We start from the raw sequence: 24,962 nt of genomic DNA, 5'->3' as shown, positions 1-24,962 counted from the left end.
CAGGCGTCACTAATCGATGTCACCAATCAGCGTCACTGATCGATGAACTGCAGCCGCGCCAATTCCGCATACAGGCCGCCCTCTGCGATCAGCTGTGCGTGGGTGCCCTGCGCAACGATGCGGCCGGCATCCATGACCACGATGCGGTCGGCTTTGAGCACGGTGGCCAGGCGGTGCGCGATGACCAGGGTGGTGCGGCCCTGCATCAGCCGATCCAGCGCTTGCTGCACGGCGCGTTCGCTCTGCGCATCCAGTGCGCTGGTGGCCTCGTCCAGCAGCAGGATCGGCGCGTCCTTGAGCAGGGCACGCGCGATTGCCACGCGTTGTTGCTGGCCGCCGGACAGGCGCGTGCCGCGCTCGCCCAGCTCGCTGGCGTAGCCCTGCGGCAGCGCCCGGATGAAGACATCGGCTTCGGCAGCCGCAGCGGCGGCTTCCACCTGCGCGTCGCTGGCCTGCAGCCTGCCGTAGCGGATGTTGTCGGCGGCACTGGCGGCGAACAGGGTGGGTTGCTGCGGCACCAGCGCAATGTGTTCGCGCAAGCGCACCGGGTCGGTGTCGCGCAGGTCCACCTCGTCGATGCGCACGCGGCCACTCACCGGGTCATGGAAGCGCAGCAGCATCGACAACACCGTGCTCTTGCCGGCGCCGGAGGGGCCAACCAAGGCCACGGTCTCGCCGGGGCGGACATGCAGGTCGAAGTGATCCAGCGCCGGTGCATCGGGGCGCTGCGGGTAATGGAACACCACCTGGTCGAAGTGGATCGCGCCATGCAGCGGCTGCGGCAACGGCGTGGGCGTGGCCGGTGCCACGATTGCCGACTGTTCGTCGAGCAGTTCGCCGACGCGGCCCATGCCGCCGGCGGCGCGCTGCAGTTCGTTCCACACCTCGGCCAATGCCCCGACCGAGCCGCCGCCGATCAGCGCGTACAACACGAACTGCCCCAGCGTGCCCGGGGTCATGCGCCCGGACACCACATCGTGCGCGCCCAGCCACAGCACACCGACGATGGCGCCGAAGATCAGCATGATCGCCACGGCGGTGACGCCTGCCTGGGTACGTACCCGCAGCCGTGCGGTGTCGATGGCGGACAACAGCGCCTGGCTGAACCGTTGGCTCTCGTACTGCTCGCGCGCATGCGCCTGCACGGTGCGCACCGCGCCCAGGGTTTCGGCGGCCAGCGTATTGGCATCGGCCACACGGTCCTGGCTGGCGCGCGAGATCTTCTGCAGCCGGCGAGCGCCCAGCACGATGGGCAGCACTGCCAGCGGGATGCCGATCAGGGTGAAGCCGGCCAGACGTGGGCTGGTGACGAACAGCATCACCATGCTGCCGACCACCGTCACTGTACTGCGCAACGCCACCGACATGGTGGTGCCGATCAAGCCGCGCAGCAGTTCGCTGTCGGCCGACAGCCGCGACACCAGTTCGCCGCTGCGGCTACGGTCGTGAAAGCCGGCATCCAGCCCGATCAGATGCGCATACAGGCGGCCACGCAGGTCGGCGACCACCTTTTCGCCCAGCAGCGAGACGAAGTAGAACCGTGCCGCGGTGGCCAGTGCCAGTACCACCGCAACCGCGAACAGCAGGGCGAATGCCTGGTTGATCTGCGCCCCGCCGGAGAAGCCGTGGTCGATCATGCGCTTGACCGCGGCCGGCAGGCTCAGCGTGGCCGCCGAGGAAATCGCCAGCGCGATCAGCCAGGCGGCAAATAATCCGCGCTGGCGCTGCACGAACGGCCACAGGGCGCGCAGGCTGCCAAGCTTCCGCAACGGGTTGGGCCTGGCGGCGGCTGGCTGGTTCATGCGGCTTCCGGTGTTGAGAGGTGGACACGGTTGCGAGTGGCGTCGCACAGGCGGGTTTTCAAGCCTGCAAGCTGATCTGCAGGCAATTGCACGCGCAAGGCTGCGCCATCGGCATCGAAACGCTCGTCCAGCTTGTCGGCATGGAAGGCGACCAAGGCGGCATGCACCAGCCCCAGGTCGTCGAACCGACAGTGCAGATCCAGCTGCGTCAGTGCGATCAATGGCCGTCGCGTCGCCAGCCGCAGGCACTCGGCCGCAGCGCCGCCATAGGCGCGCACCAACCCGCCGGCACCGAGCTTGATGCCGCCGTACCAACGGGTGACCACCACCACGACGCGATCCAGGCCGTGGCCATCGATTGCCGCCAGGATCGGCCTGCCCGCCGTGCCGCTGGGCCCGCCATCATCGCTGGAGCGGTATTCCTGCCCGAAGCGGTAGGCCCAGCAGTTGTGGGTGGCATCGGGGACCGCCACGCGTTGCACCAGTTCCAGTGCCTGTGCGGGAGCATCCAGTGCACAGGCATTGGCCAGAAAGCGACTGTGCTTGATGTCCAGGCTGTGGTGCGCGTCAGCGGCAAGGGTCTCTGGCATCGCCGCCATTGTACTGCGGGGTGGTGGCACCGATTGCGGCGGCGTGATCGCCGACGCCCTGTTGCGGGCGCCGGCGACCGGTCATACCAGCGTGGAGCGACGCTTCTCGTCGATCCATTTCGAGGCCTGGGCCGGCGTGTAGTGCTGCATCCATTCCAGCATCTGCGCGATGTCGCTGCCGTACCACAGGTCGGTGCGCTGGTCCGGGTGCAGGAAGCGCTCTTCCACCATGCGATCGATCATGCCGATCAGCGGCGCATAGAAGTTCTCGATATCCAGAAAGGCGCAGGGCTTGTTGCCGATGCCGAGCTGGCGCCAGGTGAGCATTTCGAAAATCTCTTCCATGGTGCCGAAGCCACCGGGCAGGGCGACGAAGGCATCGGAGAGTTCGAACATGCGCATCTTGCGCTCGTGCATGGAGCCGACGATTTCCAGCGTGGTCAGCCCGCGATGCGCCACTTCCCAATCGGCCAGTTGCTGAGGAATGACGCCGGTCACTTCACCGCCGGCTGCCAGGACCGCATTGGCCACCGTACCCATCAGCCCGACATTGCCGCCACCGTAGACCAGGCGCAGGCCGTGCGCAGCAATGCGCTGACCCAGCGCCGTGGCGCGCTCGACATAGGCGGGCTTGTTACCGGCATTGGAGCCGCAATAGACGCAGAGGCTTTTCATGGGGGGAATCGGGAGTTGGGAATAGGGAATGGGTCGAAGCAAATACAGAAGCCAGAACGCATGACGCCGGACCTAGGTCCGGCGTCAGCATGAGGAGTGAGGTGATGGGAACGCTCTTACGATTCCCAATTCCCCACTCCCGATTCCCGGCTTAGTTAGCCTTATGGATCGCGCGCTTGCTCACCGCCATCGCGGCGTCGTGGATGGCTTCGGACAGCGTCGGGTGCGCATGGCAGATACGTGCCAGGTCGTCGGCCGAGCCGTTGAATTCCATCGTCAGCACGCCTTCGTGCACCAGCTCGGAGACGCCCACGCCCACCAGGTGCATGCCCAGCACGCGGTCGGTCTCGGCATCGGCGATCACCTTGACGAAGCCGGCCGGCTCGCCCATGGCCACCGCGCGGCCGATTGCCGCAAACGGGAAGCTGCCAGCCTTGTAGGCCACGCCTTCGGCCTTGAGCTGCTGCTCGGTCTTGCCGACCCAGGCAATTTCCGGCTCGGTGTAGATGACCCACGGAATGGTGTCGAAGTTGACGTGACCGGGCAGGCCGGCGATCAGCTCGGCCACCGCGATGCCTTCCTCGAAGCCCTTGTGCGCCAGCATCGGGCCGCGCACGCAGTCGCCGATCGCCCACACGCCGTCGACGCCAGTGTGGCAATGGCCATCGACCTCGATCTGACCACGGTCGGTGACCTTGACCCCGGTGCCGTCGGCCAGCAGGTTCTTGGTGGCGGCCTTGCGGCCCACGGCCACCAGCAGCTTGTCCACGGTCAGGGTCTGCTCGCCGGCGGCGTCGGTGTAGTTGAGCACCACCTGCCTGGCATCGCCGCTGCCGGTGATCTCGGTCTTGCCGACCTTGGCACCCAGCTTGATATCCAGGCCCTGCTTCTTGAATTCCTTCAGCGCGGTCTTGGCCACTTCAGCGTCGGCCAGCGCCAGGAAGTCCGGCAGCGCTTCGAGGATGGTGACCTCGGCGCCCAGGCGCTTCCACACGCTACCCAGCTCCAGGCCGATCACGCCAGCGCCGATCACCGCCAGGCGCTTGGGCACGGCGGTGAAATCCAGGCCGCCGACGTTGTCCACGATGGTGTCGCCATCGAACTTGGCGAACGGCAGTTCGATCGATTCCGAACCGGCCGCCAGGATCACGTTGGTGCCCTTGAGCTCGATCTCGCCGCCTTCGTGCTGGGTGACCTTGACGATATTGCCCGGCAGCAGCTGGCCGAAGCCGTAGTACGGGGTGATCTTGTTGGCCTTGAACAGCATCGCGATGCCGCCGGTGAACTGCTTCACGATCTTGTCCTTGCGGCCGATCATGGTGGGCACGTCCATCTTGGCGTCGTTGAAGCTGATGCCGTGGTCGCCGAACAGGTGACCCATGTTCCAGAACTGGCGCGAGGAATCCAGCAGCGCCTTGGACGGAATGCAGCCCACACGCAGGCAGGTACCGCCCAGGGCGGGCTTGCCGTCCTTGCCGAGTGCCGCATCGATGCAGGCGACCTTCATGCCCAGCTGGGCCGCACGGATGGCGGCGTGATAACCGGCCGGACCAGCACCGATGACGACGACGTCGAATTGTTCGCTCATTTCATTTGCTCACGGGAATGGGGAATAGGGAATGGGGAATCGCAACAGCGCATGCGCCTGTCGTCCCATCCAGGTCCAGGCGGGAATGGAGCGGGCGGTGGGCGCTTGTCCCATTCCCGACTCTCCATTCCCGATTCCCGGCGCTTACAGGCCGAACAGCATGCGGCCCGGGTTTTCCAGCTGATTCTTGATGTCGACCAGGAACTGCACCGAATCCTTGCCGTCGATGATGCGGTGGTCGTAGGACAGCGCCAGGTACATCATCGGGGCGATCACCACCTGGCCGTTCTCGGCGATCGGACGTTCCTTGATCGCGTGCATGCCCAGGATGGCGCTCTGCGGCGGGTTGATGATCGGGGTGGACAGCAGCGAGCCGAAGGTGCCGCCATTGGTGATGGTGAACGTGCCACCCTGCAGGTCATCCAGGCCCAGCTTGCCGGCGCGCGCCTTGGCGGCGTAGTCGGCGATGCCCTGTTCGACGTCGGCGAACGACTGGCGCTCGACGTTACGCAGCACCGGCGTGACCAGGCCCTTTTCGGTGGAGACGGCAATCGAGATGTCGCTGTAGCCGTGATAGATGATGTCGTCGCCGTCGATCGAGGCGTTGACCAGCGGGAAGCGCTGCAGCGCGTTGGCAGCGGCCTTGACGAAGAAGCTCATGAAACCGAGCTTGATGCCGTGGGCCTTCTGGAACTCGTCCTGCAGCTCCTTGCGTGCGGCCGACACCTTGGCCAGGTTCACTTCGTTGAAGGTGGTCAGCATCGCGGTGGAGTTCTTGGACTCCATCAGGCGCTTGGCAATGGTCTTGCGCACGCGGGTCATCGCCACGCGCTCTTCCGGCCGGGCGCCCGAGGCCTTGCCCACGCCGCCGGCCTTGGCGAAGTTGACGATGTCTTCCTTGGTCACCGCACCGCGGCGGCCAGTGCCTTCGACCTGCGACGGATCCACGCCCTGGGTGATCGCGGAGAACCGCGCACCCGGGGGCAGCGCATCGGCAGCAGACTTGGACGCGGCGGCCGGCGCGGCGGCGGCAACTGGCGCCGGCGCTGCAGCAGGAGCCGGAGCTGCCGGAGCATCAGCCTTTTTCTCTTCGGCCGGCGCGGCGGCAGCCACGGCACCTTCTTCGATGATTGCCAGGATCTGGTTGCTGGTGACCGTGCTGCCGGCTTCGAACTTGATTTCCTTCAACACGCCATCGACCGGCGAAGGAACTTCCAGCACGACCTTGTCGGTTTCCAGGTCGACCAGATTCTCGTCGCGCTTGACCGCGTCGCCGGCCTTCTTGTGCCAGCTGGCGATGGTGGCGTCGGAAACGGATTCGGGCAGTACCGGAACTTTGACTTCGGTGGCCATTCGGGGAGCGTCCTAGGGTTTTCGTTCTTTGGGGAAGAGGAGTTATTCAGCGACTTGGTCGTTGAACGGATTGAGGAGCGCATCGGCGACCAGCGTCTGCTGTTCGGCGATGTGGTCGGCCATGTGGCCAGCGGCAGGCGAGGGCGAACGGGCGCGGCCGGCGTAATGCAGGCTCTGACCACCGGCCAGGCAGAAGTTGAGGTGGTGACGGATCTGGTACCACGCACCCTGGTTCTGCGGTTCTTCCTGGCACCACACCACGTCGGTGGCATTGGCATAGCCCTTGAGCTCGGCCGCCAGCTGTGCACGTGGGAACGGGTACAGCTGCTCGATGCGCACGACGGCAACATCGTCCTGGCCGCGCTTGGTCTGGTCTTCGAGCAGGTCGTAGTAGACCTTGCCCGAGCACAGCACCACGCGCTTGACCTTGGCCGCCTCGGCCTTGGCATCCGGGATCAGATGCTGGAATTGCCCGTCGGCCAGTTCTTCCAGGCTCGACACCGCCAGCTTGTGGCGCAGCAATGACTTGGGCGTCATCACCACCAGCGGCTTGCGGGTAGTCATGCGCATCTGGCGCCGGATCATGTGGAAGCACTGCGCCGGGGTGGTCGGTACGCAGACCAGCATGTTCTCCAGCGCGCACAGCTGCAGGAAGCGCTCCAGGCGTGCGGAGCTGTGCTCCGGGCCTTGCCCTTCGTAACCATGCGGCAGAAACAGCGACAGGCCTGCGATACGCCCCCACTTGGCTTCGCCAGCGGCAATGAACTGGTCGATGACCACCTGCGCGCCGTTGGCGAAGTCGCCGAACTGCGCTTCCCAGATGCACAGTGCATTCGGGTCGGTGGTGGAGTAGCCGTATTCGAAGCCCATCACCGCTTCTTCGCTGAGCAGCGAGTCGATGACGGTGGCGTCTTCGGGGTTCTGCACCAGCTGGCGCAGCGGCAGGTAATAGTTGTCGGTCTTCTGGTCATGCAGGATCGCGTGACGGTGGAAGAACGTGCCGCGACCGGCGTCCTGGCCGACCAGGCGCAGCTTGTGGCCTTCGGTCAGCAACGTGGCATAGGCCAGGTTCTCGGCGAAGCCCCAGTCGCCCAGTTGGTCGCCGGCGGCCATCTTGACGCGATCGTCGTAGATCTTGGCCACACGCGCATGCAGCTCGACGCCTTCGGGGATGGTGGTGATCAGCTTGGCCAGGCGGTCCAGCTGCTCGCGCTGGACGCGCGTATCCACCGGGTCGGCGGCGGTGCCGACCAGGTACTTGGACCAGTCGATGGCAAATTCGTCCGGCTTGCGCTTGGCCAATTCGGTGGTGTATTCGCCCGAATCGAGCTTGTTGCGGTAGCCGTCCACCAGCGCCTTGGCCTCGTCGGCGCTCAGCACGCCGTCGCTTTCCAGCTTGGCGGCATACAGCTCGCGGGTGGTCTTGTGCTTGCGGATGGTCTGGTACATCACCGGCTGAGTCGCTGCCGGTTCGTCGGCCTCGTTATGGCCCCAGCGGCGGTAGCAGACCAGGTCGATGACCACGTCCTTCTTGAACTGCTGGCGGAATTCATAAGCCAGCTTGGACACGAACATCACCGCGTCCGGGTCGTCGCCGTTCACGTGGAAGACCGGCGCGCCGATCATCTTGGCGACGTCCGTGCAGTACAGCGTGGAACGCGCGTCGTCGCGGGTGCTGGTGGTGAAACCGATCTGGTTGTTGATGACGATGTGCACGGTACCGCCGACCGCGAAACCGCGCGCCTGCGACATCTGGAACAGTTCCATCACCACGCCCTGGCCGGCGAAGGCGGCATCGCCGTGGATCAGGATGGGCAGCACGGTCTTGCGCTCGGCATCGCCGAAGCGCTCCTGGCGCGAACGCACGCTGCCGACCACGACGGGATCGACGATTTCCAGGTGCGAGGGATTGAACGCCAGTGCCAGATGCACCTGCTTGTCGCTGCCGACTGCGATATCGGCCGAGAACCCCATGTGGTACTTGACGTCGCCGGTGTGCGCGCGGTCGTCATGGGCATGCTCGAACTTGCCTTCGAACTCGTCGAACAGCTTGCGCGGGTTCTTGCCCAGCGTATTGACCAGCACGTTGAGGCGGCCGCGGTGGGCCATGCCGATCACGATGTCCTTGACCTGATCGTTGCCGGACTGGCGAATGATCTCGTCCATCATCGGGATCAGCGCATCGCCGCCTTCCAGCGAGAAGCGCTTCTGGCCGACGTACTTGGTGTGCAGGTAGCGCTCCAGGCCTTCGGCGGCGGTGAGCCGCTCCAGGGTGCGCTTGCGGCTGGCCGCATCGCCAGCGATCTTGCCGCCGGCATCTTCCAGGCGCTTGTAGATCCACTGGCGCTGGTCGAATTCCTGGATGTGCATGAATTCGGCGCCGATGGTGCTGGCATAGGTCGCCTTGAGGCGCACCAGCAGGTCCTTCAGCTTCATGCGCGGCTGGCCGCCGACGCCGCCAGTGCTGAACTCGCTGTCCAGATCCGCCTGCGAGAGGCTGTGGAACGGCAGGTCCAGATCGGGCGGGTTGACCGAAGGGGTCAGGCCGAGCGGGTCCAACTGCGCGCCCAGGTGACCACGCGCGCGGTAGGCGGTAATCAGGCGGCCAACGTTACGCTCGCGCTCGTCGCTGGCAGCAGCGCCGGTGCCGGCCTGTTTTGAGGCGGTGAGAATGTGGGCGATGGCGGCCGAATGCGGCACGTCACCGGCATCGCGACCCTGGAAACCGTCGAAATAACTCTTCCACTTCGGATCGACACTGTCCGGGGCGACGAGGTACTGCTCGTACAGATCCTCGATGTAGGCGGCGTTGCCGCCGGCGAGCTGCGATGACTGCGCGAACTGCTTTAGGAGATTATCCACGATGGTAAGTCGGGTCTGCTGTGGGGATGATTGTGCGGAAGCGGCAGGGCAAGATGCCGTGTCGGTCGGTCTCAAATCTCGAAAAATTATACCCCCTTGCGCTGGTGAGGGGGCGTCTGCGAGCTGACCGGCGGGGTAGACCACTGGCGTGCGCGCCTGCGTGAGAAGGGCCTTGCGGCATCAGATACCGAGTGCACGCGCCTCGTTCCAAAGTGCGCTGCGCCCCCATATCTGCGCGAATTCGCGCGCCAGCTGGCGGCTGCGGGCCGCACCGGACAGCCAGGTTTCGCCGTCGTCGTAGCGATGACCTGTTGGACGAAAGTAGTAGGCGTCGTCGCCGACCACGTAGGCCGACGCATCACTGGTATCGACCGGATCGCTGACCGCGCGGAACCGGAATACGCTGGGCAGGCGTTGCGCCAGGCGCAGCATGGCACTGCTGCTGGCAGTGGCGCTGGCGGTGTCCTGCACCAGCACCTGCACCCGCTTGTCGTGGCGAGCGGTGGCAAAGCGGCGCAATGCGTCCAGCACTGCGGCGTTGTCGAACAGCGGCGGGTCCAGGGCACGGGTATAGATCAGTACCTGGCGGCGCGCGCTGCACAGCAGGCCGGTGGTGGCAGCCAGGGCGGCACCGAGGGTGTCCACCGCCATCGGGCCGTCGAGCCGGCGATGGACTGGCGTTCCGGGTGCATCGCCGATGTCGGCACTGCGGTCGGTTGACAGGTCTGCAGGGCTGTCGGGAAGAAAACCCTGGCGTGCGAACACCGCCTCGGCGCCGGCGGTGACGCGGGCCTGCAGGCGTGGCCAGCCATGCTGGGTGGCGCTGACCACGGCGGCGGAAAGCAGTTGGTCTGACAGGCCGCGGCGGCGCCAGTCCGGCAGTAGGCCAAGCCGGTCGATGCGCCGGTCCGGGGTCAGCCGGACCGAGGCGACCAGTTGGCCGTCCTCGGTCCGTGCGGCGAGGTGCAGGCTGAGCGGGTCCAGTGCGTCCCACTCGTCCTCGGCCGGACCGCCCGGGGCCGCGCTGCTGCAGGCCCGGCGCAGCGCACGCAGGGCCGCCGCGTCGGTGGCCGGGTCCAGCGAAACGATCCGTGGCCTGCCGTGTGGGCTCATGTGCGCGGAGAGCTGCCTTCGTCTTCGTCGCTGTCCTCGTCCTCGTCTTCGCCGAGGTCCGCTTCGGTGGCATCGACGCGCTCCTGCGGGTTGTCCGCGTCGTCTGCGATCGCCTCCACATCCGCGTCGTGGTCGATGGCGGCGTCTGCTTCTACGGGATCGGCATCGTCATCCGCGTCGACGTGATCGGTCGATACGCTCAGCGCAACTGCCTGTGCGTCGTCGATGTCTTCGATGTCCTCATGCGTATCGTCATGGGCGCGCTGGTAATGGCCCTGGGCCAGCAGTTCCAGCACCACCTCGCGGCCGCGCGCCGACAACTGCCCGTAGAGCGTGCCATCGATCTCTTCAGCCGCCGCCAGGCGTGCGGCGTCCTTGGCCGACAGCGCAAATTCCAGGCCGCTGCAGAACAGGGTGGCGCCGCGCTTGGCACGCCGCCAGGCCAGCCGCGACCACGGGTGGCGATACAGCACCACGCCTTCGTCCAGGGCCTGCTCCACCGCCTCGCGCGGAATCGGTTCCGGTGCCGGCACCACGTCGCCGGAGGCGCGGTAGGTGGTCATGAAGCGGCCGAACCAGTCGCCCAGGCGATCCGGGTCGTTCATGCGTAGCGCATTGAGCGCTTCGACCACGCGGTTCATCGCAGTGACGTCGATCTCGTACGGGTCGGCCGGCAGCTTCAGGTCTTCGTCGTGATAGCGCACGGCCTCGTCGGCATCGGCGATCAGGGTGTCCAGGTAGTCGCCGATCAGCTCGGCCGAGGAGGGCGCGCGGGTGCCGATGGAGAAGGTCAGGCAGGGATCTTCGGCCACGCCGTGATGCGGCACCAGCGGTGGCAGGTACAGCATGTCGCCCGGGCCCAGTACCCAGTCGTGGGTGGGCTTGAAGTCGCGCAACAGTTTGAGGTCGACATCGGCGCGGAATGCCTGTGGCGTGGGCTTGCGGCCCTGCGAGGCGCGCGCATCGATCTGCCAGCGGCGGTGGCCCTGGCCCTGCAGCAGGAACACGTCGTAATGATCGACATGCGCGCCGACCGAACCGCCGGTGGCAGCGAAGCTAATCATGATGTCGTCGATGCGCCAGCGCGGCAGGAAACGGAACTGCTCCAGCAGGCCGCGCACGTCGGCGTCCCACTTGTCCACGTCCTGCACCAGCAAGGTCCAGTCATGGTCGGGCAGGCCGGGGAAGTCGGTTTCCTGAAACGGGCCGGTGCGCACGTCCCAGCCGTCGGTGGCGCGGTCGTGGCGGATCAGCCGCGCCAGCACGCCCTCCTCGCAGGCCAGCCCGGCCAGGTCTTCCGGCTGCAGCGGCGAGACGAAGTCCGCGAAGGCATTGCGGATCAGCAGTGGGTGCTTGTGCCAGTAGGTGCGCAGGAAGCGCTCCACCGGCATGCCCAGCGGCTGACCCGGACGGGCCTGGACTTCGATGACGGGAGGGTTTGCCTTGCGTGCAGCCATGGGGGTTCCTTGCAGGGGATCGATGAAGTGCCGGCGGCGCAGGCCGGGCCGGCGCGTACCGGCACCATTGTCCGATGCCTGCGCCGGATCTGCACCTGCAAGCGGGGGCGCGAACAGGCAAGGCTTCAGGGAAGTGGTGGCCGGTGATCCCGCACCGATGTAGGCCCGCTGTGGTGAGCGACGCTTCGCCGTGCAGCATGGCCCTGTGCCTGGGTCCTGCCTTGGGATCTGCCCGGCGTGTGGCCGGGTGGGCGTGCTGGGCCGCGACTGCGGCAGGCCCCGTCATGAGGCGGCGCTGACCGACGCTGGGATATTGGCGAACGCCGTGGCGAGAGCCCTTGGTCCTGCGGGTAACCGCGTAGCGTGCGCGCCGCCGGTTGCAGCGTCACGCACGGAGGTGGCTTACATCAGCTTGTTGCCACTGCCGCTGTCGTCCAGCGTCGGCTTGCTGGATGGGTTGACGGTGTTGTCGTTGCCGGAAAACCGTACTTGCTTCACTTCGCGCGCCAACACCAGGTTCTTGTTGCCCTGGATGTCCACGCGATCCACATTGGTCAGATTCAGCGTGTTGTCGTGACCGCTCACGCTGAGCTGGCCGAGCTGCCTGTTGAGTACGGTGAAATTGCTGCCTTCCACGCGGATGCTGCGTGCGTTGTCCAGATTCATCGCGCCACGTGAGGCGGTGATGGTCACTGCGCCGCAGTTGCCATGCAGGATCCATTCGCTGTCATTGCGGGTCAGCCGGACATCCTTGCCATCGCAATCCGCGCCGCTGGCCGGGTCGGTGAGGGTGGAGGACATGGCCGATACCGCCTGCGCGGCCGGGCCGTCGGCACCGCATCCGCTCAATGCGGCGATGCTGGACAGCGCAATCAGCGACGCGATACTCCGAACTGCACGCATGGGTGGTCCCTCGCTTGGATGAGGCCGGCACCATAGCAGCCAGGCCGGGAAGCGTCGTTGACGCCGGCTCGACGCCCGGGCATTGCCGGCCAATCCGGCCACGCTTCCCGTTCGGGACGGCGGCAGACACGCGACCATCCATCGTGCGTCAGCGATGGCCGGGCCTGTCCGGCACGGCCATTGTCTGCATTCCATCCGTTTGGAGCGGCCCACAACGCGTCGCGGGCAGTCATCAGGTGGGACGGATGGTGCGCTCAGAACCGGAGCGTGGCCGGGGCACATGCCGATTCCGGGTGCCGTTCGCGCCCGTAGAGTGGTTGCGCCGTAGAGTGGTTGTGCCGTGGAGTTGTTGGCCGCGTCTAGATCGCGCGCGCCAACTGCTCGGCCAGGCCGGTGTAGCCGCCCGGAGTGAGTGCACGCAGGCGCTGCTTGTCGTCTTCCGGCAGCTGCAGGCGTTCCACGAAGGCCTGCATTGAGGCGGCGGTGATGCCTTGGCCGCGGGTCAGCGCCTTCAATTGCTCGTACGGGTTGGGCAGGCCATGGCGGCGCATCACCGTCTGCACAGCTTCGGCCAGCACTTCCCAGGCCGCGTCCAGGTCCGCGTCCAGGCGCTGTGGATTGACGGTCAGCTTGCCCAAGCCCTTGGCCAGCGAATCCAGCGCCACCTGGGTGTGGCCGAACGCCGTGCCGAGCGCGCGCAGCACGGTGGAGTCGGTGAGGTCGCGCTGCCAGCGGCTGATCGGCAATTTGGCGGAAAAATGCTCGAACAAGGCATTGGCGATGCCGAAGTTGCCTTCCGCATTTTCGAAGTCGATGGGGTTGACCTTGTGCGGCATGGTCGAGGACCCGACTTCGCCTTCCTTCAACTTCTGCTTGAAGTAGCCCAGCGAGATATAGCCCCAGATATCGCGCGCCAGATCGATCAGGATGGTGTTGGCGCGGCGGGCGGCATCGCCGATCTCGGCGACGTTGTCGTGCGGCTCGATCTGGGTGGTGTAGGGGTTGAACACCAGGCCCAGGCTCTCGACGAACCGCCGTGCGAACGCCGCCCAGTCCAGCTGCGGGTACGACACCAGGTGCGCGTTGTAGTTGCCGACCGCGCCGTTGATCTTGCCGGTCAGCTCGACCGCGGCGATCTGCGTGCGCTGGCGTTCCAGGCGCGCCACCACGTTGGCGATTTCCTTGCCCAGCGTGGTGGGCGAGGCGGTCTGGCCATGGGTGCGCGACAGCATGGGCTGGGCCGCCTGCGCATGCGCCAGGCGGCGCAGCGAGGCGACGATGCCGTCCAGCGTGGGCAGCAGCACCTCGCGCCGGGCCTGTTCCAGCATCAGGCCGTAGCTGAGGTTGTTGATGTCCTCGCTGGTGCACGCAAAGTGCACGAATTCCAGTGCCGGGCCCAGCTCGGCGTCGTCGGTGAGCTGTTCCTTGATGAAGTACTCCACCGCCTTGACGTCGTGGTTGGTGGTGCGCTCGATCTCCTTGACGCGGGCGGCGTGGGTGACGCTGAAGCCATCGGCCAGCGCACGCAGGCGCTGCGCGGCGCTGGCCGAAAACGGCGCCAGCTCGGCGATGCCCGGTTCGGCGGCCAGGGCCAGCAGCCACTCGATCTCGACCTTCACCCGCGCCTTGATCAGGCCATATTCGGAGAAGATCGGGCGCAATGCATCCACCTTGGAGGCGTAGCGGCCGTCGAGCGGGGACAGGGCGAGCAGGGCGGAATCCGACATGGGCAGGGCACTGGGAAGCTGGCGGGGCCGATATTCTACGCCGCCCCGGCCTCGGCTTCGCCCACCGGCCGCACCGTCACCGCCTGGATGCGGTGGCCAGCCATGCGCCGCACGGTCAGCGCGTGGCCGTCCAGCTCCAGGGTCTCGCCTTCGTCGGGCAGCCGCTGCAACTGATGCACGATCAGCCCGCCGACCGAATTGACATGATCCGGGGCGCTCAGATCCTGGCCGAGCAGGCGCTCCAGGCGGAAGATCGAGGTGCTGCCGGCCACCAGCAGCGAGCCGTCCTGGCTGCGCACCGGGGCATCGCGCACCACATGGCGGTGTTCGTCCTCGATCTCGCCCACCACCACTTCCAGCAGGTCTTCCAGGGTGAAGAAGCCCAGGATGCGGCCTTCGTCCTCCACGCACAGCGCCAGATGGGTGGTGCCGGTGCGGAATTCTTCCAGCGCATGCGGGATCGGCGTCTCCAGGGTCAGCAGGGTGGCTGGGCGCAGCAGCGGGCGCAGGTCGTCCAGGTCCTGGCCACGTGCCATCGCCACCAGCAGATCCTTGGTGTGCAGGATGCCCAGCACCTGCTCGCCGTCGGTGTCGAACCAGGGGTAGCGGCTGTAACGCGACTCGCTGAATTCGGCGAGTACCGCATCCAGATCCATGCCCTCGCGCAGGCTGCGCAGGTGCTCGCGCGGGCGCATCAGGTCGCCGGCCACCAGGTCCGGTAGCTCCAGTGCGTGGCTCATCAGCGTCAGCCCATGGTCGGGCGCGGGCGCATTCGGATCCTGGCGGCCCACGATCAGCTTGAGTTCCTCGCGCGAGTAGCGGTGCGACTGATGTTCGATATCGCCCCAACCCAGCCGCCGTAACAGGCCGTTGGCACTGGTGTTGAGCAGCCAGATCGCCGGGAACATGATCCAGTAGAAGACATACAGCGGCGCCGCAGTCCACAGCGACATCCGCTCCGGACGGCGGATCGCCATGGTCTTGGGCGCCAGTTCGCCCAGCACGATGTGCAGGAACGAGATCAGGCTGAAGGCGATCGCCAGCGCGGTGAACTGCGCGGCTTCCGGCGACAGGCCAAGCCTGTCGAACAGCGGCTGCAGCAGATGCGCGAAGGCCGGTTCGCCCACCCAGCCGAGGCCAAGCGAGGCCAGGGTGATCCCCAGCTGGCAAGCCGACAGATACGCATCCAGGTGCGCATGCACGCCGAGCAACAACCGCCCGCGCCACCCGTTGTTCTGTGCCAGGCCCACCGCCTGGGTATGCCGCAGTTTGACCAATGCAAACTCGGCGGCAACGAAGAATCCGTTCAACAGCACCAGCAGCAGCGCGACGAACAGCAGCAAGACGTTACCGAGCATATCCGCCTCCGCAACGATCGATTGCAGTGCCCGAATGCATCAGCGCGGGCAGGGGCGAAACGGTGGGGTGTACAGCAAAGCACGACACGCTCGGTGCGTTTCTACAGTCAGGGTCGTCGCCCATGGCGGCGTGGTACCTCGGATGGATGATTCGGCAGTCTAGCCCACGCAGTGCGACGACACGGTCGCAACGGGGGGGCGGGTATCGTAGGCGGCCTTGCCAGCGTGGGCATGCCCGCGGCCAGCCATTGCGTCACCACAAATCACCAATTGCGGAGAGTGCAGATGAGCGAACGTTTCAGGACCGAACACGACAGCATGGGCGAATTGCAGGTGCCCGCGGATGCGCTATGGGGCGCGCAGACCCAGCGCGCCGTACAGAATTTCCCGGTCTCCGGTCAGCCGATGCCGCGCGGTTTCGTTCGCGCGCTGGGGCTGATCAAGGCCGCTGCGGCGAGCGTCAACGCCGACCTGGGGTTGTTGCCCAAGGCAATCGCCAGGACCGTGCAGGAGGCGGCCTTGCAGGTGGCCGACGGCGCGCATGACGCGCAATTCCCGATCGATGTGTACCAGACCGGCTCGGGTACTTCGTCCAACATGAATGCCAACGAGGTGATCGCCACGCTCGCCACGCGGGCTGGCAAGTCCACGGTGCATCCCAACGACCACGTCAACCTGGGACAGAGTTCCAACGACGTGGTGCCTACCGCGATCCGTGTCTCCGCCCTGCTTGCCGTGCAGGAGCACCTGCAGCCGGCGCTGAAGCATCTGCGCAAGACCATCGACAAGCGCGCCAGATCGCTGGACAAGATCGTCAAGACCGGGCGCACCCATTTGATGGATGCGATGCCGCTGACCTTCGGGCAGGAATTCGGTGCCTGGTCTGCGCAACTGCGCTCGGCGCAGGAGCGGATCGACGACGCGCTCAAGCGCCTGCGCCGGTTGCCGCTGGGCGGCACCGCGATTGGCACCGGCATCAATGCTGATCCGCGCTTTGGTGCAAAAGCCGCCAAGGCCTTGTCGAGCCTGAGCGGGGCCAGGTTCGAAAGCGCGGAAAACAAGTTCGAAGGCTTGGCCGCGCAGGACGATGCGGTGGAATTGTCCGGCCAGCTCAATGCGCTGGCGGTGGCGCTGATCAAGATCGCAAATGATTTGCGCTGGATGAATGCCGGACCGTTGGCCGGGCTGGGAGAGATCGAGTTGCCGGCGTTGCAGCCGGGCAGCTCGATCATGCCGGGCAAGGTCAACCCGGTGATTCCCGAGGCCACGGTGATGGCCTGCGCCCAGGTCATCGGCCACCACACCGCCATCACGGTGGCCGGACAGACCGGCAATTTTCAGTTGAACGTGACCCTGCCACTGATTGCCTACAACCTGCTGGATTCGATCACCTTGCTGGGCAATGTGTCGCGTCTGTTGGCCGACTCCGCCATTGCCGGCTTGAAGGTGCGTCAGGAGCGCGTGCGCGAGGCGCTGGATCGCAATCCGATCCTGGTGACCGCGTTCAATCCCCTCATCGGCTACGAAAAGGCGGCCGCGATCGCCAAGCGCGCCTACAAGGAGCAGCGCCCGGTGCTGGAGGTGGCCAAGGAAGACAGCGGACTGAGCGAAGCCGAACTGCGGCGGTTGCTGGACCCGGCCGCACTGACGCGTGGGGGGATCCAGGCCGGCAGCAGTGGAAGCGGTGGCTGACAACCGCAGCGTGCGCGCGTAGGAGCGCACCCGGGCGCGATGGGGCGTTGTCGATAAAGCCCTGTCGCGCCCAGGTTCGCTCCTACGGGACTTACGCGAATCCGCGGCCTCGCCAGGACTCAGTGCCGCTCCGCCTGCACGTTGCCGAAACTTTCGCGGTACGGCTGCAGTGACGGGATTTCCTCCAGCAGCTCTCTACTGATTTGTTGGATTTCCGGAGTGGCGGTCAATTTGATCGACTTGTAACCCGGGTCCGGGCCAGCGTCGTTGATCGCTTGTTGGCGCAGCATCTGCAGGTGCCCGAACAGCAGTTGCAGCTTGGCGCGGGTCGGCTCCTTCTGCGGTAGCGCGATATCGTCGATCTTGAGCGTGCCGTCCGGGGTGATCTCCGCATTGGCGGCGGGCGGGCGGCGGATCATCACCGATTGCGTGGTGATGGCCACGCGCGGCTTGCCACGTTCGGCGCGCCGGGACGACTGATCGCCGCAAGCGGACAGGGTGCACAGCAATAGCGCCATGCAGAGCATCACGAACTTGTTCATGGAATCAGTGGGTCGAGGGGAGTGCACCAGTGTAATCCCGCCGCGCGTTGCGGGTGCCGGTGCATGCGGCGCTCACTTGCGGCAGTCGGCAACATCCTTTTGGGTGAGATTGGCATACGGGCCGAATTCGGGCACCGCAGTGGCGGCGGCATCCTGCGCACCGCGCAGCTTGTCCAGCTGGTCGCAGATCAGCATGGCCTTCTGTTTGAAGGTTGCCGCTTCGGCTTCGATCTTGTCGCCAATCTGGTCGGGGTTGCCGCTCAGTACGCCTTTGAGCGCTTCACCGGCGGCATGCGCGCCGAATGCCGCGCCCTGCGTGCCGATATCGATGCCCTTGGCCGCAACGCCCTGGATCTGCGCGTAGTAATGGCGCATCGCCTGATGCTGCACCTGGTTCAAGTTCACCGGTTTGCCATCGATGCTGAGCGCACCGTCGGCACTGATGGTCGCCGCCGGCAAGCCGCTGCGCTTGAGCGTCACGCTCTTGCCGTTGAAGCTCACGCCGCCGCCGCTGTCATTCTCGCCCGATACCACGACCTTCGGCTCGGACTTGCCGCAGCCTACCAGTGACACGCTGGCCATTACCGCAGAAATCAGGAGTTTCATCCGCTATTTCCCCAAGTGAAGGATTACTTGCCGGTCGGCACGCGCGTGGTGCCGGTCACGTCGCTGACATTGACATCGCCGCTGCCCTTGCGCGCAACGCTGACATCGCCGCGGATGTTGTGGATGTCGAGCGCGCCGGAATTGATCGCTTCCACGGTAACGTTGCCCTGCACATCGTGGACCTCTACATCACCCGATCCGATCGTGCCCAGCTTCACATTGCCGGCCACGCCACGCAGTTTGACCTCGCCGGAGCCGACCTTGCCGATCTCGGCTGCACCATGGATCTGCCTGGCCTTCAGGTCGCCCGAGCCGACGCTTAGCACGCGCAGCGCACCGATGTCCTCCAGCTCGACGTCGCCGGAACCCACCTTGGCGGTAACACGCCCCTTGCTGCGGCGAATGACCATGTCGCCGGAGCCGACGTCGGCGCTGACCGCTGCGGCGCCGGCGATCTGGGCATCGCCGGAACCCACATCGAATTGCACCAGCACCGTGTTGGGCACGCTGCCGCGCAGATCCAGGTAGGAATAGCTTTCCCCGAAGGAAAACCGGCGGTCATCGTTCAAGGTGACCACCAGCTTGTCGCCAACACGCTTCTGGGTCACGGTCAGGCCCTTGAGCAGTTCCGCCCTGGCAGCACAGGCGCGCCCGCCCAGTTTTCCACCACTGCTCGGCAACGCGTCCAGATGCAGGTCGTTGGAGCCGACTTCGAACAACACCGATTTCACGCCGGTCAGTTGCAGTTCCAGGCTGCGCGGCTCGGAAAACTTGCACTGCTCTTCCGCTGCGGCGGCGCCGGGCAGGGCAAGCAGGATGGACAGGGTCAGAGGCAGGCGCATACGGTGTCCTTCAGGCTTCGGAGCGCCGGCGGCGCAGGTAGATGGAGGCAGCGATCAGCGCAGCACCGATGGCGGCACCGATCCAGATATCGACATTGCCGTAGACGCGCGCGCTGTCGGTGTGCTGCAGGGCCCACTGCACCAGGTCGCTGGGGTTCTGCAGGGTGCTGCTGTCCAGGTTGCCGCTGACCGCACGCGCCGACCAGGTGCCGGGCAGGGCGCTGAGCAGGCCGCGGTAGCCGACGATGTACCAGATCCAGCCGATCGGCAGCGACACGCCCGGCATTGCCGACAGGATGCTCAGCATCACGCAGGCCAGCAGCGGGAACAGCACCGCCCACAGGAACGGCTTGCTGCTGGCCCACGCGGAGCAGAACATCAGCCAGCCGACGGTGGGCAACGACCACAACAGGCTCATCGGCACGGTTTTGAGCAGCAACCACAGCATCGCGAACGGATGCGAGTGCGTGGCCATCGCCCAGGGGCTGGGCGCACCGGCGATCAGGGCGCCGCCGATGGCGATCAGCCACAGCGCCAGGCCCACCACCAGGCCGATCGCGATGGCAATCAGCGGCGCCAGCAGCAGCGCCCAAGCCGCCTTGGACAGCACGGTCTGCACATCCGACACCGGCAACGACTTCCAGAACAGCACGCTGCGGTCGCGGCGGTCGTCGTACAGGCTACCCAGCGAATAGAAGAACACCACGAAGGCCAGTACCACCGAGGCGATGCCGATGCCGCCCAGCAGCAGGCCGTCGCCCACCTGGCCCAGGGTGCGGGTGTATTCGGCCATGTCGCCCAGGTGGACGCTGTCGCCGACCATGTTGCGGCGCGCGGTGATCGCGCCGATCACCGCGCCCAGCAGCGCGAAGAACACCGCGATGCCGCCGGTGATGAGCTGCGCCCAGACGAAGCCGCCACGATGTTCCCAGTATTCGCGCTTGAGCAGCCAGGCGAAGGTGCGCGAGGAGGATGCTTGGTGGGTCATGGCATTCATGCGTAGGTCCCCTTCATGACGGCTACAAACAGGTCGGCCAGGCCGGGATTGCGGGTTTCTCCAACGCCGGCGAGCTGTGCCTTGGGCACTCCGTCGAACAGCATCACGGTCTTGCCGAACGGCAGGCTGCGCTCGTCGATCGGCCTGAGCGCACGCGCGGTGTCCACCTGCTCGGCGCTGACCAGCACTTCGGTGTAGCGCTCGGCCACGTCTTCCATGTCGGCGGTCAGCACGATGCGGCCGTCGCGGATGAACATCACATCGGTGAGGATGTGTTCGATCTCTTCTACCTGGTGGGTGGTGACGATAATGGTCTTCTGTTCGTCGAAGTAGTCCTCCAGCAGGCGCTGGTAGAACTGCTTGCGGTACAGGATGTCCAGGCCCAGGGTGGGTTCGTCCAGCACCAGGATGCGCGCGTCGATGGCCATCACCAGCGCCAGGTGCAGCTGCACGATCATGCCCTTGGACAGCTCGCGCACCCGCGCGCTGCGGTTGAGCTGGGTATTGGCCAGGAAACGCTCGCACTTGGCGCGATCGAAGCGCGGGTGCACGCCGGCCACGAAGTCGATCGCTTCGCCCACCCGCAGCCAGCGCGGCAGCACCGCCACGTCGGCGATGAAGCAGACCTGATTCATCAGCGCGTTGCGCTGCGTGCGCGGGTCCATGCCCAGCACGCGCAGCTCGCCGTCGAAATCGGTCAGGCCCAGTACGGCCTTGAGGGCCGTGGTCTTGCCGGCGCCGTTGGGGCCAATCAATCCGACGATGCGACCGGCAGCGATGGTGAAGCTGGTGTTGTCCAGCGCCAGTCGGTGTTTGTAGGCCTTGCGCAGGCCGCGGGCGTCGACGACAAGGTCGGTGGAGACGGCGGTCATGGTGTTTTCCCCTGTGGCAACAGATCGTCGATGGACAGGCCCAGCCGCTGGATCCGTTCCAGCACCACCGGCCATTCTTCGTTCAAGAAGCGCTCGCGCTCGCTTCCGCGCAGCTTCTGTGCGGCTTCCGGGGTCATGAACATCCCCAGGCCGCGACGTTTTTCCACCAGATTCTCGTCGGCCAGTTCCTGATAGGCGCGAGAGACGGTGATGGGATTGAGTTGGTAGTCAGCGGCCACCTGCCGTACCGAGGGCAGGGCGTCGCCAGGTTTGAGGATTCCATCGAGCATCATGGCAATGACCCGGTCCTTGAGTTGGCGATAGATGGGAGCGCCGTCGCTCCATTGAATGTCGTTCATGGTCAGCTCCGTGGACGCAGAACCTGCGCGAAGGAGAAATAGGGCATCGACAGCGAGGCGCGTGGATGCCGGTCGGGCCGGCTGCGCGCTTCGGGGGGAGTTGTCGCGTTTTCCGTAACCGCCTCCGACACGCCATAATCGGCGCCGGACTCCGTGACCTGACTGGAAGCGGCTCCCAGGCAACCAATGGCAAACAGGGTGCTGCCGAACAGCAACAGCGGAACTGGTCGCGTGGTGCGTGTGCTGTTCATGCTTGCCCCCTGCATTGGATGACTGGTGTTGTATTAAACTATAACACCGACACGCAGCCCGTCAACTGCTTGTCGTACCCAACTGATGGCACCCCTCGCGCAGGCCGGGTTGCCGCCCACTTCCAAGGAATCGCCATGGTCATGAAACGTCTGCTGATGCTTGTTATTGCTGGCTTTTTCGCTGGGTCGGCGGTGGCCGCCGACGCGCCGTTGCTGGATCTGGACTACCGCCCGTTGGCCGGCAAGGCGCCCATCAACCTGAACCGTAGCTACGGTGGCAAGGTGCTGATGGTGGTCAATACCGCCAGCAAGTGCGGCTACACCCCGCAGTACGAAGCCCTGGAAGCGCTCAATCAGCGTTTCGGCAGCCGTGGCTTTTCGGTGCTGGGCTTCCCGTCCAACGATTTCCGGGGGCAGGAACCGGGATCGGAGAAGCAGATCCAGGAATTCTGCACGCTGACCTACGGCGTCAAGTTCCCGATGTTCGAGAAGGTGCATGTGCTGGGCAAGGAAGCGACTCCTCTGTACCAACGGCTCACCCAGGCGACCGGTGTGGCGCCGGGCTGGAACTTCCACAAGTATCTGATCGCTCGCGATGGGCGCGTGGTGGCGCAGTTCCCCAGCAAGATCAAGCCGGACGATCCGAGCGTGCTGGCGGCAATCGAACGCGAGCTCAATGCGCCCTCGCGCTGAGCGCGGCTCTCGCAACGCCGCGTGCGCATGCGACAATGCCTGTTCAGCGCCGTCGGCGGCGTGTCTTTTCACTTTCGGGAAGTGCATCGAATGAAGATGGGAAAGCGCGGCGCGGCGGCGTCGCTACTGATGGTGGCAATGGCGGCTTCGGTGCCGGCGATGTCGCAGCAACCGGCCGCAGCGGCCACCAAGGAGAAGCCAGTTTTGAATGCATCGTCTGAGAAGAGCACGCGCGACAACGTCAGCTACGCCATCGGCATGGACGTGGCGCGTTCGTTCGAGCCGATTGCCCAGGACATCGATCTGGGTGCGATGCAGCGCGCCATCGAAAATGCGTTCAAGGGTGGCAAGCCGCTGTTGTCCGACGAGCAGACCCAGGCCACCGACACCGCCTTGCGCACCGCGCTGGCGGCCCGCAACGGCCAGCAGGTGCCGGGCATGGCACCGGGTTCGGCGCCTGCCACGCCTTCGAAGGAAAACGTCGGCCTGATGCTGGGCGACCGTGCGGTGGGTCCGTCGTTGGCCGGCATCAAGGACGAGATCGACCTGCCGATCCTGATGGACGCCGTGCGGACCGTGTTCGCCAAGGGCACCACCCGCCTGACCCAGCAGGAAGCGGCCGCCACCATGCAGGCGTTTGCTGCTGCCAAGCAGGGCGCTGCCGGTGCCAAGAATCGCGAAGAAGGCAATGCTTTCCTGGCCAAGAACAAGGCCGAGAAGGGCGTCATCACCACCGCGTCCGGCCTGCAGTACATGGTGCTGCGCCAGGGCAGCGGCGAGCGCCCGATGCGTACCAACAAGGTTCGCGTGAACTACGAAGGCAAGCTGCTCAATGGGCAGGTGTTCGACAGTTCCTACCAGCGCGGCCAGCCGGCCGAGTTCGGGCTGGACCAGGTCATTGCCGGCTGGACCGAAGGCGTTGCGTTGATGCCGGTCGGTTCGAAATATCGTTTCTGGATTCCATCCAACCTGGCCTATGGCCCGAACGGCACGCAAGGGGGGCCGATCGGACCGGATGCAACGTTGACGTTCGATGTCGAACTGATGGGTATCCTTCCCTGATCCCCCACAGGAGTACCCCCACCCATGCGAGTTGCGATCTTTGGTACCGGTTATGTTGGTCTTGTCACCGGTACCTGTCTGGCCGAAGTAGGTCATCACGTCATCTGCGTGGATATCGACCAGGCGAAAGTTGATGGTCTCAATCGTGGGGTGATTCCCATCTACGAACCCGGCCTGGAGCCGATGGTGAAAGCCAACCACGCCTCTGGCCGGTTGCGCTTCACCAGCGACGCCGCCGAGGCGATTGCGCACGGCGAAATCACCTTCATCGCCGTGGGCACGCCGCCGGACGAAGACGGCAGTGCCGACCTGCAGTACGTGCTGGCCGTTGCGCGCACGGTCGGCCGCCATATCGATGGGCCAGCGATCGTGGTCAACAAGTCCACCGTGCCGGTCGGCACCGCCGACAAGGTGCGCGCGGCGATCCAGGAAGAGCTGGATGCACGCGGCGTGGAGCATGAATTCGATGTGGTTTCCAACCCCGAGTTCCTCAAGGAAGGCGATGCGGTGGCCGACTGCATGCGACCGGACCGCATCGTGATCGGCGCCAGGAAGCCGGCGGCGATCGCGCGGATGCGTCGCCTGTACGCGCCGTTCAACCGCAACCGCGATCGCATCGTGGAAATGGACGTGCGTTCGGCCGAGCTGACCAAGTACGCGGCCAACGCGATGCTGGCGACCAAGATCAGTTTCATGAACGAGATCGCCAATATCGCCGAGCGTGTCGGTGCGGACGTCGAGCATGTGCGTAACGGCATCGGCTCGGATCCACGCATCGGCTGGCACTTCATCTATCCCGGCGCCGGTTATGGCGGCTCGTGCTTCCCCAAGGACGTGCAGGCACTGGCCAAGACCGCCGAGCAGTACGGCATGCAGCCGACCCTGCTCAATGCGGTGGAAAGCGTCAACAACGCGCAGAAGGGGCACCTGTTCGAGCTGGTGCAGCGTCACTACGGTGGCGAAGGTTCCGGCAGCATCGCCGGCAAGACGTTTGCGGTGTGGGGCCTGGCGTTCAAGCCCAACACCGACGACATGCGTGCGGCCTCCAGCCGTCGCCTGATGGCGCAGCTGTGGGAAGCCGGTGCCAAGGTGCGCGCCTACGACCCGGAAGCGACCCACGAGGCCAAGCGCATCTTCGGCGAGCGTGACGACCTGACCTTCTGCGACAACGCGTTCTCTGCATTGGAAGGCGCCGATGCGTTGGTCGTGGTCACCGAGTGGAAGCAGTTCCGCAGCCCGGATTTCAGCAAGATCAAGCAGGCGTTGACGGACGACGTCGTGTTCGACGGCCGCAACCTGTACGACCCGCAGGAAATCGAAGCTGCAGGACTGGCGTACTACGCTATCGGACGAGGCCGTTCGTTGCATGCATGAGCAACTCTCGCCGCGCGACCAGGAACTGGATGCGCGGTTGGTGGAACTGGAAACGCGCCTCTCCTTTCAGGAGCAGGCGCTCAATGAGCTGAGTGAAGCGCTTGCGGACGCCCGGTTGACGGGCGCCCGCAACGCCGAACTGATCCGCCACTTGCTCGAGGATTTGGGCAAGGTGCGCTCCACGTTGTTTGCCGATGCGGCCGATGAACCGCCGCCGCCGCACTATTGATTGCAGATTGCCACC

Annotated in this window: 23 protein-coding genes and 1 other RNA gene; 5 read left to right on the top strand and 19 right to left on the bottom strand. The window is 65.6% G+C overall.

Going from position 1 to position 24,962, the window contains the following annotated elements; translation table 11 throughout:
* Window positions 1-32: 32 nt before the first annotated feature.
* The 12 genes from XcuCFBP2542_RS01100 to XcuCFBP2542_RS01045 all read right to left on the bottom strand — a co-directional run bounded on the left by XcuCFBP2542_RS01100 (window position 33) and on the right by XcuCFBP2542_RS01045 (window position 15,428).
* A complete protein-coding gene (locus XcuCFBP2542_RS01100; protein ID WP_104601782.1) occupies window positions 33-1,802 on the bottom strand; it encodes an ABC transporter transmembrane domain-containing protein in 1,770 nt (589 codons plus the stop codon).
* A complete protein-coding gene (locus XcuCFBP2542_RS01095; RefSeq protein ID WP_170066928.1) occupies window positions 1,799-2,401 on the bottom strand; it encodes an IMPACT family protein in 603 nt (200 codons plus the stop codon). Before XcuCFBP2542_RS01095 ends, XcuCFBP2542_RS01100 begins: the two co-directional genes overlap by 4 nt.
* A gap of 72 nt (window positions 2,402-2,473) precedes the next feature.
* Window positions 2,474-3,067, bottom strand: coding sequence for an LOG family protein (locus XcuCFBP2542_RS01090; protein ID WP_104601781.1), 594 nt, complete (start codon window positions 3,065-3,067; stop codon window positions 2,474-2,476).
* A 151-nt stretch (window positions 3,068-3,218) separates the two neighbouring features.
* Window positions 3,219-4,655, bottom strand: coding sequence for a dihydrolipoyl dehydrogenase (gene lpdA, locus XcuCFBP2542_RS01085; protein ID WP_104601780.1), 1,437 nt, complete (start codon window positions 4,653-4,655; stop codon window positions 3,219-3,221).
* Window positions 4,656-4,799: 144 nt separating this feature from the next.
* Window positions 4,800-6,008 (bottom strand): dihydrolipoyllysine-residue succinyltransferase, encoded by a 1,209-nt coding sequence (sucB, locus tag XcuCFBP2542_RS01080; RefSeq protein ID WP_104601779.1) that lies wholly within the window; start codon window positions 6,006-6,008, stop codon window positions 4,800-4,802.
* 42 nt (window positions 6,009-6,050) lie between these two features.
* On the bottom strand, window positions 6,051-8,870 hold the full coding sequence (locus XcuCFBP2542_RS01075) for a 2-oxoglutarate dehydrogenase E1 component (RefSeq protein ID WP_104601778.1): 2,820 nt from the start codon (window positions 8,868-8,870) through the stop codon (window positions 6,051-6,053).
* Window positions 8,871-9,050: 180 nt separating this feature from the next.
* The gene (locus XcuCFBP2542_RS01070; RefSeq protein ID WP_104601777.1) at window positions 9,051-9,983 is read right to left on the bottom strand and encodes a GNAT family N-acetyltransferase; all 933 of its coding nucleotides are present in this window, start codon (window positions 9,981-9,983) and stop codon (window positions 9,051-9,053) included.
* On the bottom strand, window positions 9,980-11,440 hold the full coding sequence (locus XcuCFBP2542_RS01065) for a ribosomal protein uL16 3-hydroxylase (protein ID WP_104601776.1): 1,461 nt from the start codon (window positions 11,438-11,440) through the stop codon (window positions 9,980-9,982). The genes XcuCFBP2542_RS01070 and XcuCFBP2542_RS01065 overlap by 4 nt, the downstream gene beginning before the upstream one ends.
* Before the next feature lie 402 nt (window positions 11,441-11,842).
* A complete protein-coding gene (locus tag XcuCFBP2542_RS01060; RefSeq protein WP_104601775.1) occupies window positions 11,843-12,343 on the bottom strand; it encodes a DUF3060 domain-containing protein in 501 nt (166 codons plus the stop codon).
* 206 nt (window positions 12,344-12,549) lie between these two features.
* Window positions 12,550-12,625: non-coding RNA, sX9 sRNA (locus tag XcuCFBP2542_RS01055), on the bottom strand.
* Between the two features lie 77 nt (window positions 12,626-12,702).
* A complete protein-coding gene (gene purB / locus XcuCFBP2542_RS01050; RefSeq protein WP_104601774.1) occupies window positions 12,703-14,070 on the bottom strand; it encodes an adenylosuccinate lyase in 1,368 nt (455 codons plus the stop codon).
* A 35-nt stretch (window positions 14,071-14,105) separates the two neighbouring features.
* Window positions 14,106-15,428: a hemolysin family protein gene (locus XcuCFBP2542_RS01045; protein ID WP_104601773.1), complete on the bottom strand. Its 1,323-nt coding sequence runs from the start codon at window positions 15,426-15,428 to the stop codon at window positions 14,106-14,108.
* A 285-nt stretch (window positions 15,429-15,713) separates the two neighbouring features.
* Here XcuCFBP2542_RS01045 and XcuCFBP2542_RS01040 point away from each other — a divergent pair, with 285 nt between their 5' ends.
* Window positions 15,714-17,120, top strand: a complete 1,407-nt coding sequence (locus XcuCFBP2542_RS01040; RefSeq protein ID WP_104601772.1) for a class II fumarate hydratase — start codon at window positions 15,714-15,716, stop codon at window positions 17,118-17,120.
* A gap of 119 nt (window positions 17,121-17,239) precedes the next feature.
* Here XcuCFBP2542_RS01040 and XcuCFBP2542_RS01035 read toward each other — a convergent pair whose 3' ends face one another.
* From XcuCFBP2542_RS01035 to XcuCFBP2542_RS01005, 7 genes are all read right to left on the bottom strand, one after another.
* A complete protein-coding gene (locus XcuCFBP2542_RS01035; protein WP_167526845.1) occupies window positions 17,240-17,662 on the bottom strand; it encodes a hypothetical protein in 423 nt (140 codons plus the stop codon).
* A 72-nt stretch (window positions 17,663-17,734) separates the two neighbouring features.
* A complete protein-coding gene (locus XcuCFBP2542_RS01030; protein ID WP_104601770.1) occupies window positions 17,735-18,268 on the bottom strand; it encodes a DUF2884 family protein in 534 nt (177 codons plus the stop codon).
* A 23-nt stretch (window positions 18,269-18,291) separates the two neighbouring features.
* Window positions 18,292-19,110, bottom strand: a complete 819-nt coding sequence (locus tag XcuCFBP2542_RS01025) for a DUF4097 family beta strand repeat-containing protein (RefSeq protein ID WP_104601769.1) — start codon at window positions 19,108-19,110, stop codon at window positions 18,292-18,294.
* A gap of 10 nt (window positions 19,111-19,120) precedes the next feature.
* Entirely contained in the window at window positions 19,121-20,107 is a 987-nt protein-coding gene (locus tag XcuCFBP2542_RS01020; protein WP_104601768.1) for an ABC transporter permease, read from the bottom strand.
* A complete protein-coding gene (locus tag XcuCFBP2542_RS01015) occupies window positions 20,104-20,979 on the bottom strand; it encodes an ABC transporter ATP-binding protein (protein ID WP_104601767.1) in 876 nt (291 codons plus the stop codon). The genes XcuCFBP2542_RS01020 and XcuCFBP2542_RS01015 overlap by 4 nt, the downstream gene beginning before the upstream one ends.
* Entirely contained in the window at window positions 20,976-21,338 is a 363-nt protein-coding gene (locus XcuCFBP2542_RS01010) for a GntR family transcriptional regulator (protein ID WP_104601766.1), read from the bottom strand. Before XcuCFBP2542_RS01010 ends, XcuCFBP2542_RS01015 begins: the two co-directional genes overlap by 4 nt.
* Window positions 21,339-21,340: 2 nt before the next feature.
* Window positions 21,341-21,589: a hypothetical protein gene (locus tag XcuCFBP2542_RS01005; RefSeq protein WP_104601765.1), complete on the bottom strand. Its 249-nt coding sequence runs from the start codon at window positions 21,587-21,589 to the stop codon at window positions 21,341-21,343.
* Window positions 21,590-21,724: 135 nt separating this feature from the next.
* On the opposite strand from XcuCFBP2542_RS01005, the gene XcuCFBP2542_RS01000 reads away from it, so the two are divergent.
* The 4 genes from XcuCFBP2542_RS01000 (at window position 21,725) to XcuCFBP2542_RS00985 (ending at window position 24,947) form a co-directional block, all read left to right on the top strand.
* Window positions 21,725-22,282 carry a glutathione peroxidase gene (locus XcuCFBP2542_RS01000; protein WP_104601764.1) on the top strand — a complete coding sequence of 186 codons (558 nt, stop codon included), beginning with the start codon at window positions 21,725-21,727 and terminating at the stop codon, window positions 22,280-22,282.
* A 90-nt stretch (window positions 22,283-22,372) separates the two neighbouring features.
* The gene (locus tag XcuCFBP2542_RS00995) at window positions 22,373-23,344 is read left to right on the top strand and encodes an FKBP-type peptidyl-prolyl cis-trans isomerase N-terminal domain-containing protein (protein WP_104601763.1); all 972 of its coding nucleotides are present in this window, start codon (window positions 22,373-22,375) and stop codon (window positions 23,342-23,344) included.
* A 24-nt stretch (window positions 23,345-23,368) separates the two neighbouring features.
* Complete coding sequence (locus XcuCFBP2542_RS00990) at window positions 23,369-24,718, top strand: UDP-glucose dehydrogenase family protein (RefSeq protein WP_104601762.1); 1,350 nt, start codon at window positions 23,369-23,371, stop codon at window positions 24,716-24,718.
* Window positions 24,711-24,947 carry a SlyX family protein gene (locus tag XcuCFBP2542_RS00985; RefSeq protein ID WP_024939344.1) on the top strand — a complete coding sequence of 79 codons (237 nt, stop codon included), beginning with the start codon at window positions 24,711-24,713 and terminating at the stop codon, window positions 24,945-24,947. Before XcuCFBP2542_RS00990 ends, XcuCFBP2542_RS00985 begins: the two co-directional genes overlap by 8 nt.
* The last annotated feature ends 15 nt before the right edge of the window (window positions 24,948-24,962 follow it).

The sequence above is a fragment of the Xanthomonas cucurbitae genome (assembly GCF_002939885.1).
GTDB lineage: Bacteria > Pseudomonadota > Gammaproteobacteria > Xanthomonadales > Xanthomonadaceae > Xanthomonas > Xanthomonas cucurbitae.
This window is presented reverse-complemented; position numbering and strand designations above follow the sequence as displayed.

Coding starts and splice junctions, on each gene's coding strand:
- lpdA (WP_104601780.1), bottom strand. CDS start 4,655: ATGAGCGAACAATTCGACGTCGTCGTCATCGGTGCTGGTCCGGCCGGT.
- XcuCFBP2542_RS01045 (WP_104601773.1), bottom strand. CDS start 15,428: ATGCTCGGTAACGTCTTGCTGCTGTTCGTCGCGCTGCTGCTGGTGCTG.
- XcuCFBP2542_RS01020 (WP_104601768.1), bottom strand. CDS start 20,107: ATGAATGCCATGACCCACCAAGCATCCTCCTCGCGCACCTTCGCCTGG.
- XcuCFBP2542_RS01040 (WP_104601772.1), top strand. CDS start 15,714: ATGAGCGAACGTTTCAGGACCGAACACGACAGCATGGGCGAATTGCAG.
- XcuCFBP2542_RS00990 (WP_104601762.1), top strand. CDS start 23,369: ATGCGAGTTGCGATCTTTGGTACCGGTTATGTTGGTCTTGTCACCGGT.
- XcuCFBP2542_RS00985 (WP_024939344.1), top strand. CDS start 24,711: ATGCATGAGCAACTCTCGCCGCGCGACCAGGAACTGGATGCGCGGTTG.
- sucB (WP_104601779.1), bottom strand. CDS start 6,008: ATGGCCACCGAAGTCAAAGTTCCGGTACTGCCCGAATCCGTTTCCGAC.
- XcuCFBP2542_RS01065 (WP_104601776.1), bottom strand. CDS start 11,440: ATGGCTGCACGCAAGGCAAACCCTCCCGTCATCGAAGTCCAGGCCCGT.
- XcuCFBP2542_RS01060 (WP_104601775.1), bottom strand. CDS start 12,343: ATGCGTGCAGTTCGGAGTATCGCGTCGCTGATTGCGCTGTCCAGCATC.
- XcuCFBP2542_RS01010 (WP_104601766.1), bottom strand. CDS start 21,338: ATGAACGACATTCAATGGAGCGACGGCGCTCCCATCTATCGCCAACTC.
- XcuCFBP2542_RS01035 (WP_167526845.1), bottom strand. CDS start 17,662: ATGAACAAGTTCGTGATGCTCTGCATGGCGCTATTGCTGTGCACCCTG.
- XcuCFBP2542_RS01025 (WP_104601769.1), bottom strand. CDS start 19,110: ATGCGCCTGCCTCTGACCCTGTCCATCCTGCTTGCCCTGCCCGGCGCC.
- XcuCFBP2542_RS01090 (WP_104601781.1), bottom strand. CDS start 3,067: ATGAAAAGCCTCTGCGTCTATTGCGGCTCCAATGCCGGTAACAAGCCC.
- XcuCFBP2542_RS01015 (WP_104601767.1), bottom strand. CDS start 20,979: ATGACCGCCGTCTCCACCGACCTTGTCGTCGACGCCCGCGGCCTGCGC.
- XcuCFBP2542_RS01070 (WP_104601777.1), bottom strand. CDS start 9,983: ATGAGCCCACACGGCAGGCCACGGATCGTTTCGCTGGACCCGGCCACC.
- XcuCFBP2542_RS01005 (WP_104601765.1), bottom strand. CDS start 21,589: ATGAACAGCACACGCACCACGCGACCAGTTCCGCTGTTGCTGTTCGGC.
- XcuCFBP2542_RS01095 (WP_170066928.1), bottom strand. CDS start 2,401: ATGGCGGCGATGCCAGAGACCCTTGCCGCTGACGCGCACCACAGCCTG.
- XcuCFBP2542_RS01100 (WP_104601782.1), bottom strand. CDS start 1,802: ATGAACCAGCCAGCCGCCGCCAGGCCCAACCCGTTGCGGAAGCTTGGC.
- XcuCFBP2542_RS01030 (WP_104601770.1), bottom strand. CDS start 18,268: ATGAAACTCCTGATTTCTGCGGTAATGGCCAGCGTGTCACTGGTAGGC.
- XcuCFBP2542_RS01000 (WP_104601764.1), top strand. CDS start 21,725: ATGGTCATGAAACGTCTGCTGATGCTTGTTATTGCTGGCTTTTTCGCT.
- XcuCFBP2542_RS00995 (WP_104601763.1), top strand. CDS start 22,373: ATGAAGATGGGAAAGCGCGGCGCGGCGGCGTCGCTACTGATGGTGGCA.
- purB (WP_104601774.1), bottom strand. CDS start 14,070: ATGTCGGATTCCGCCCTGCTCGCCCTGTCCCCGCTCGACGGCCGCTAC.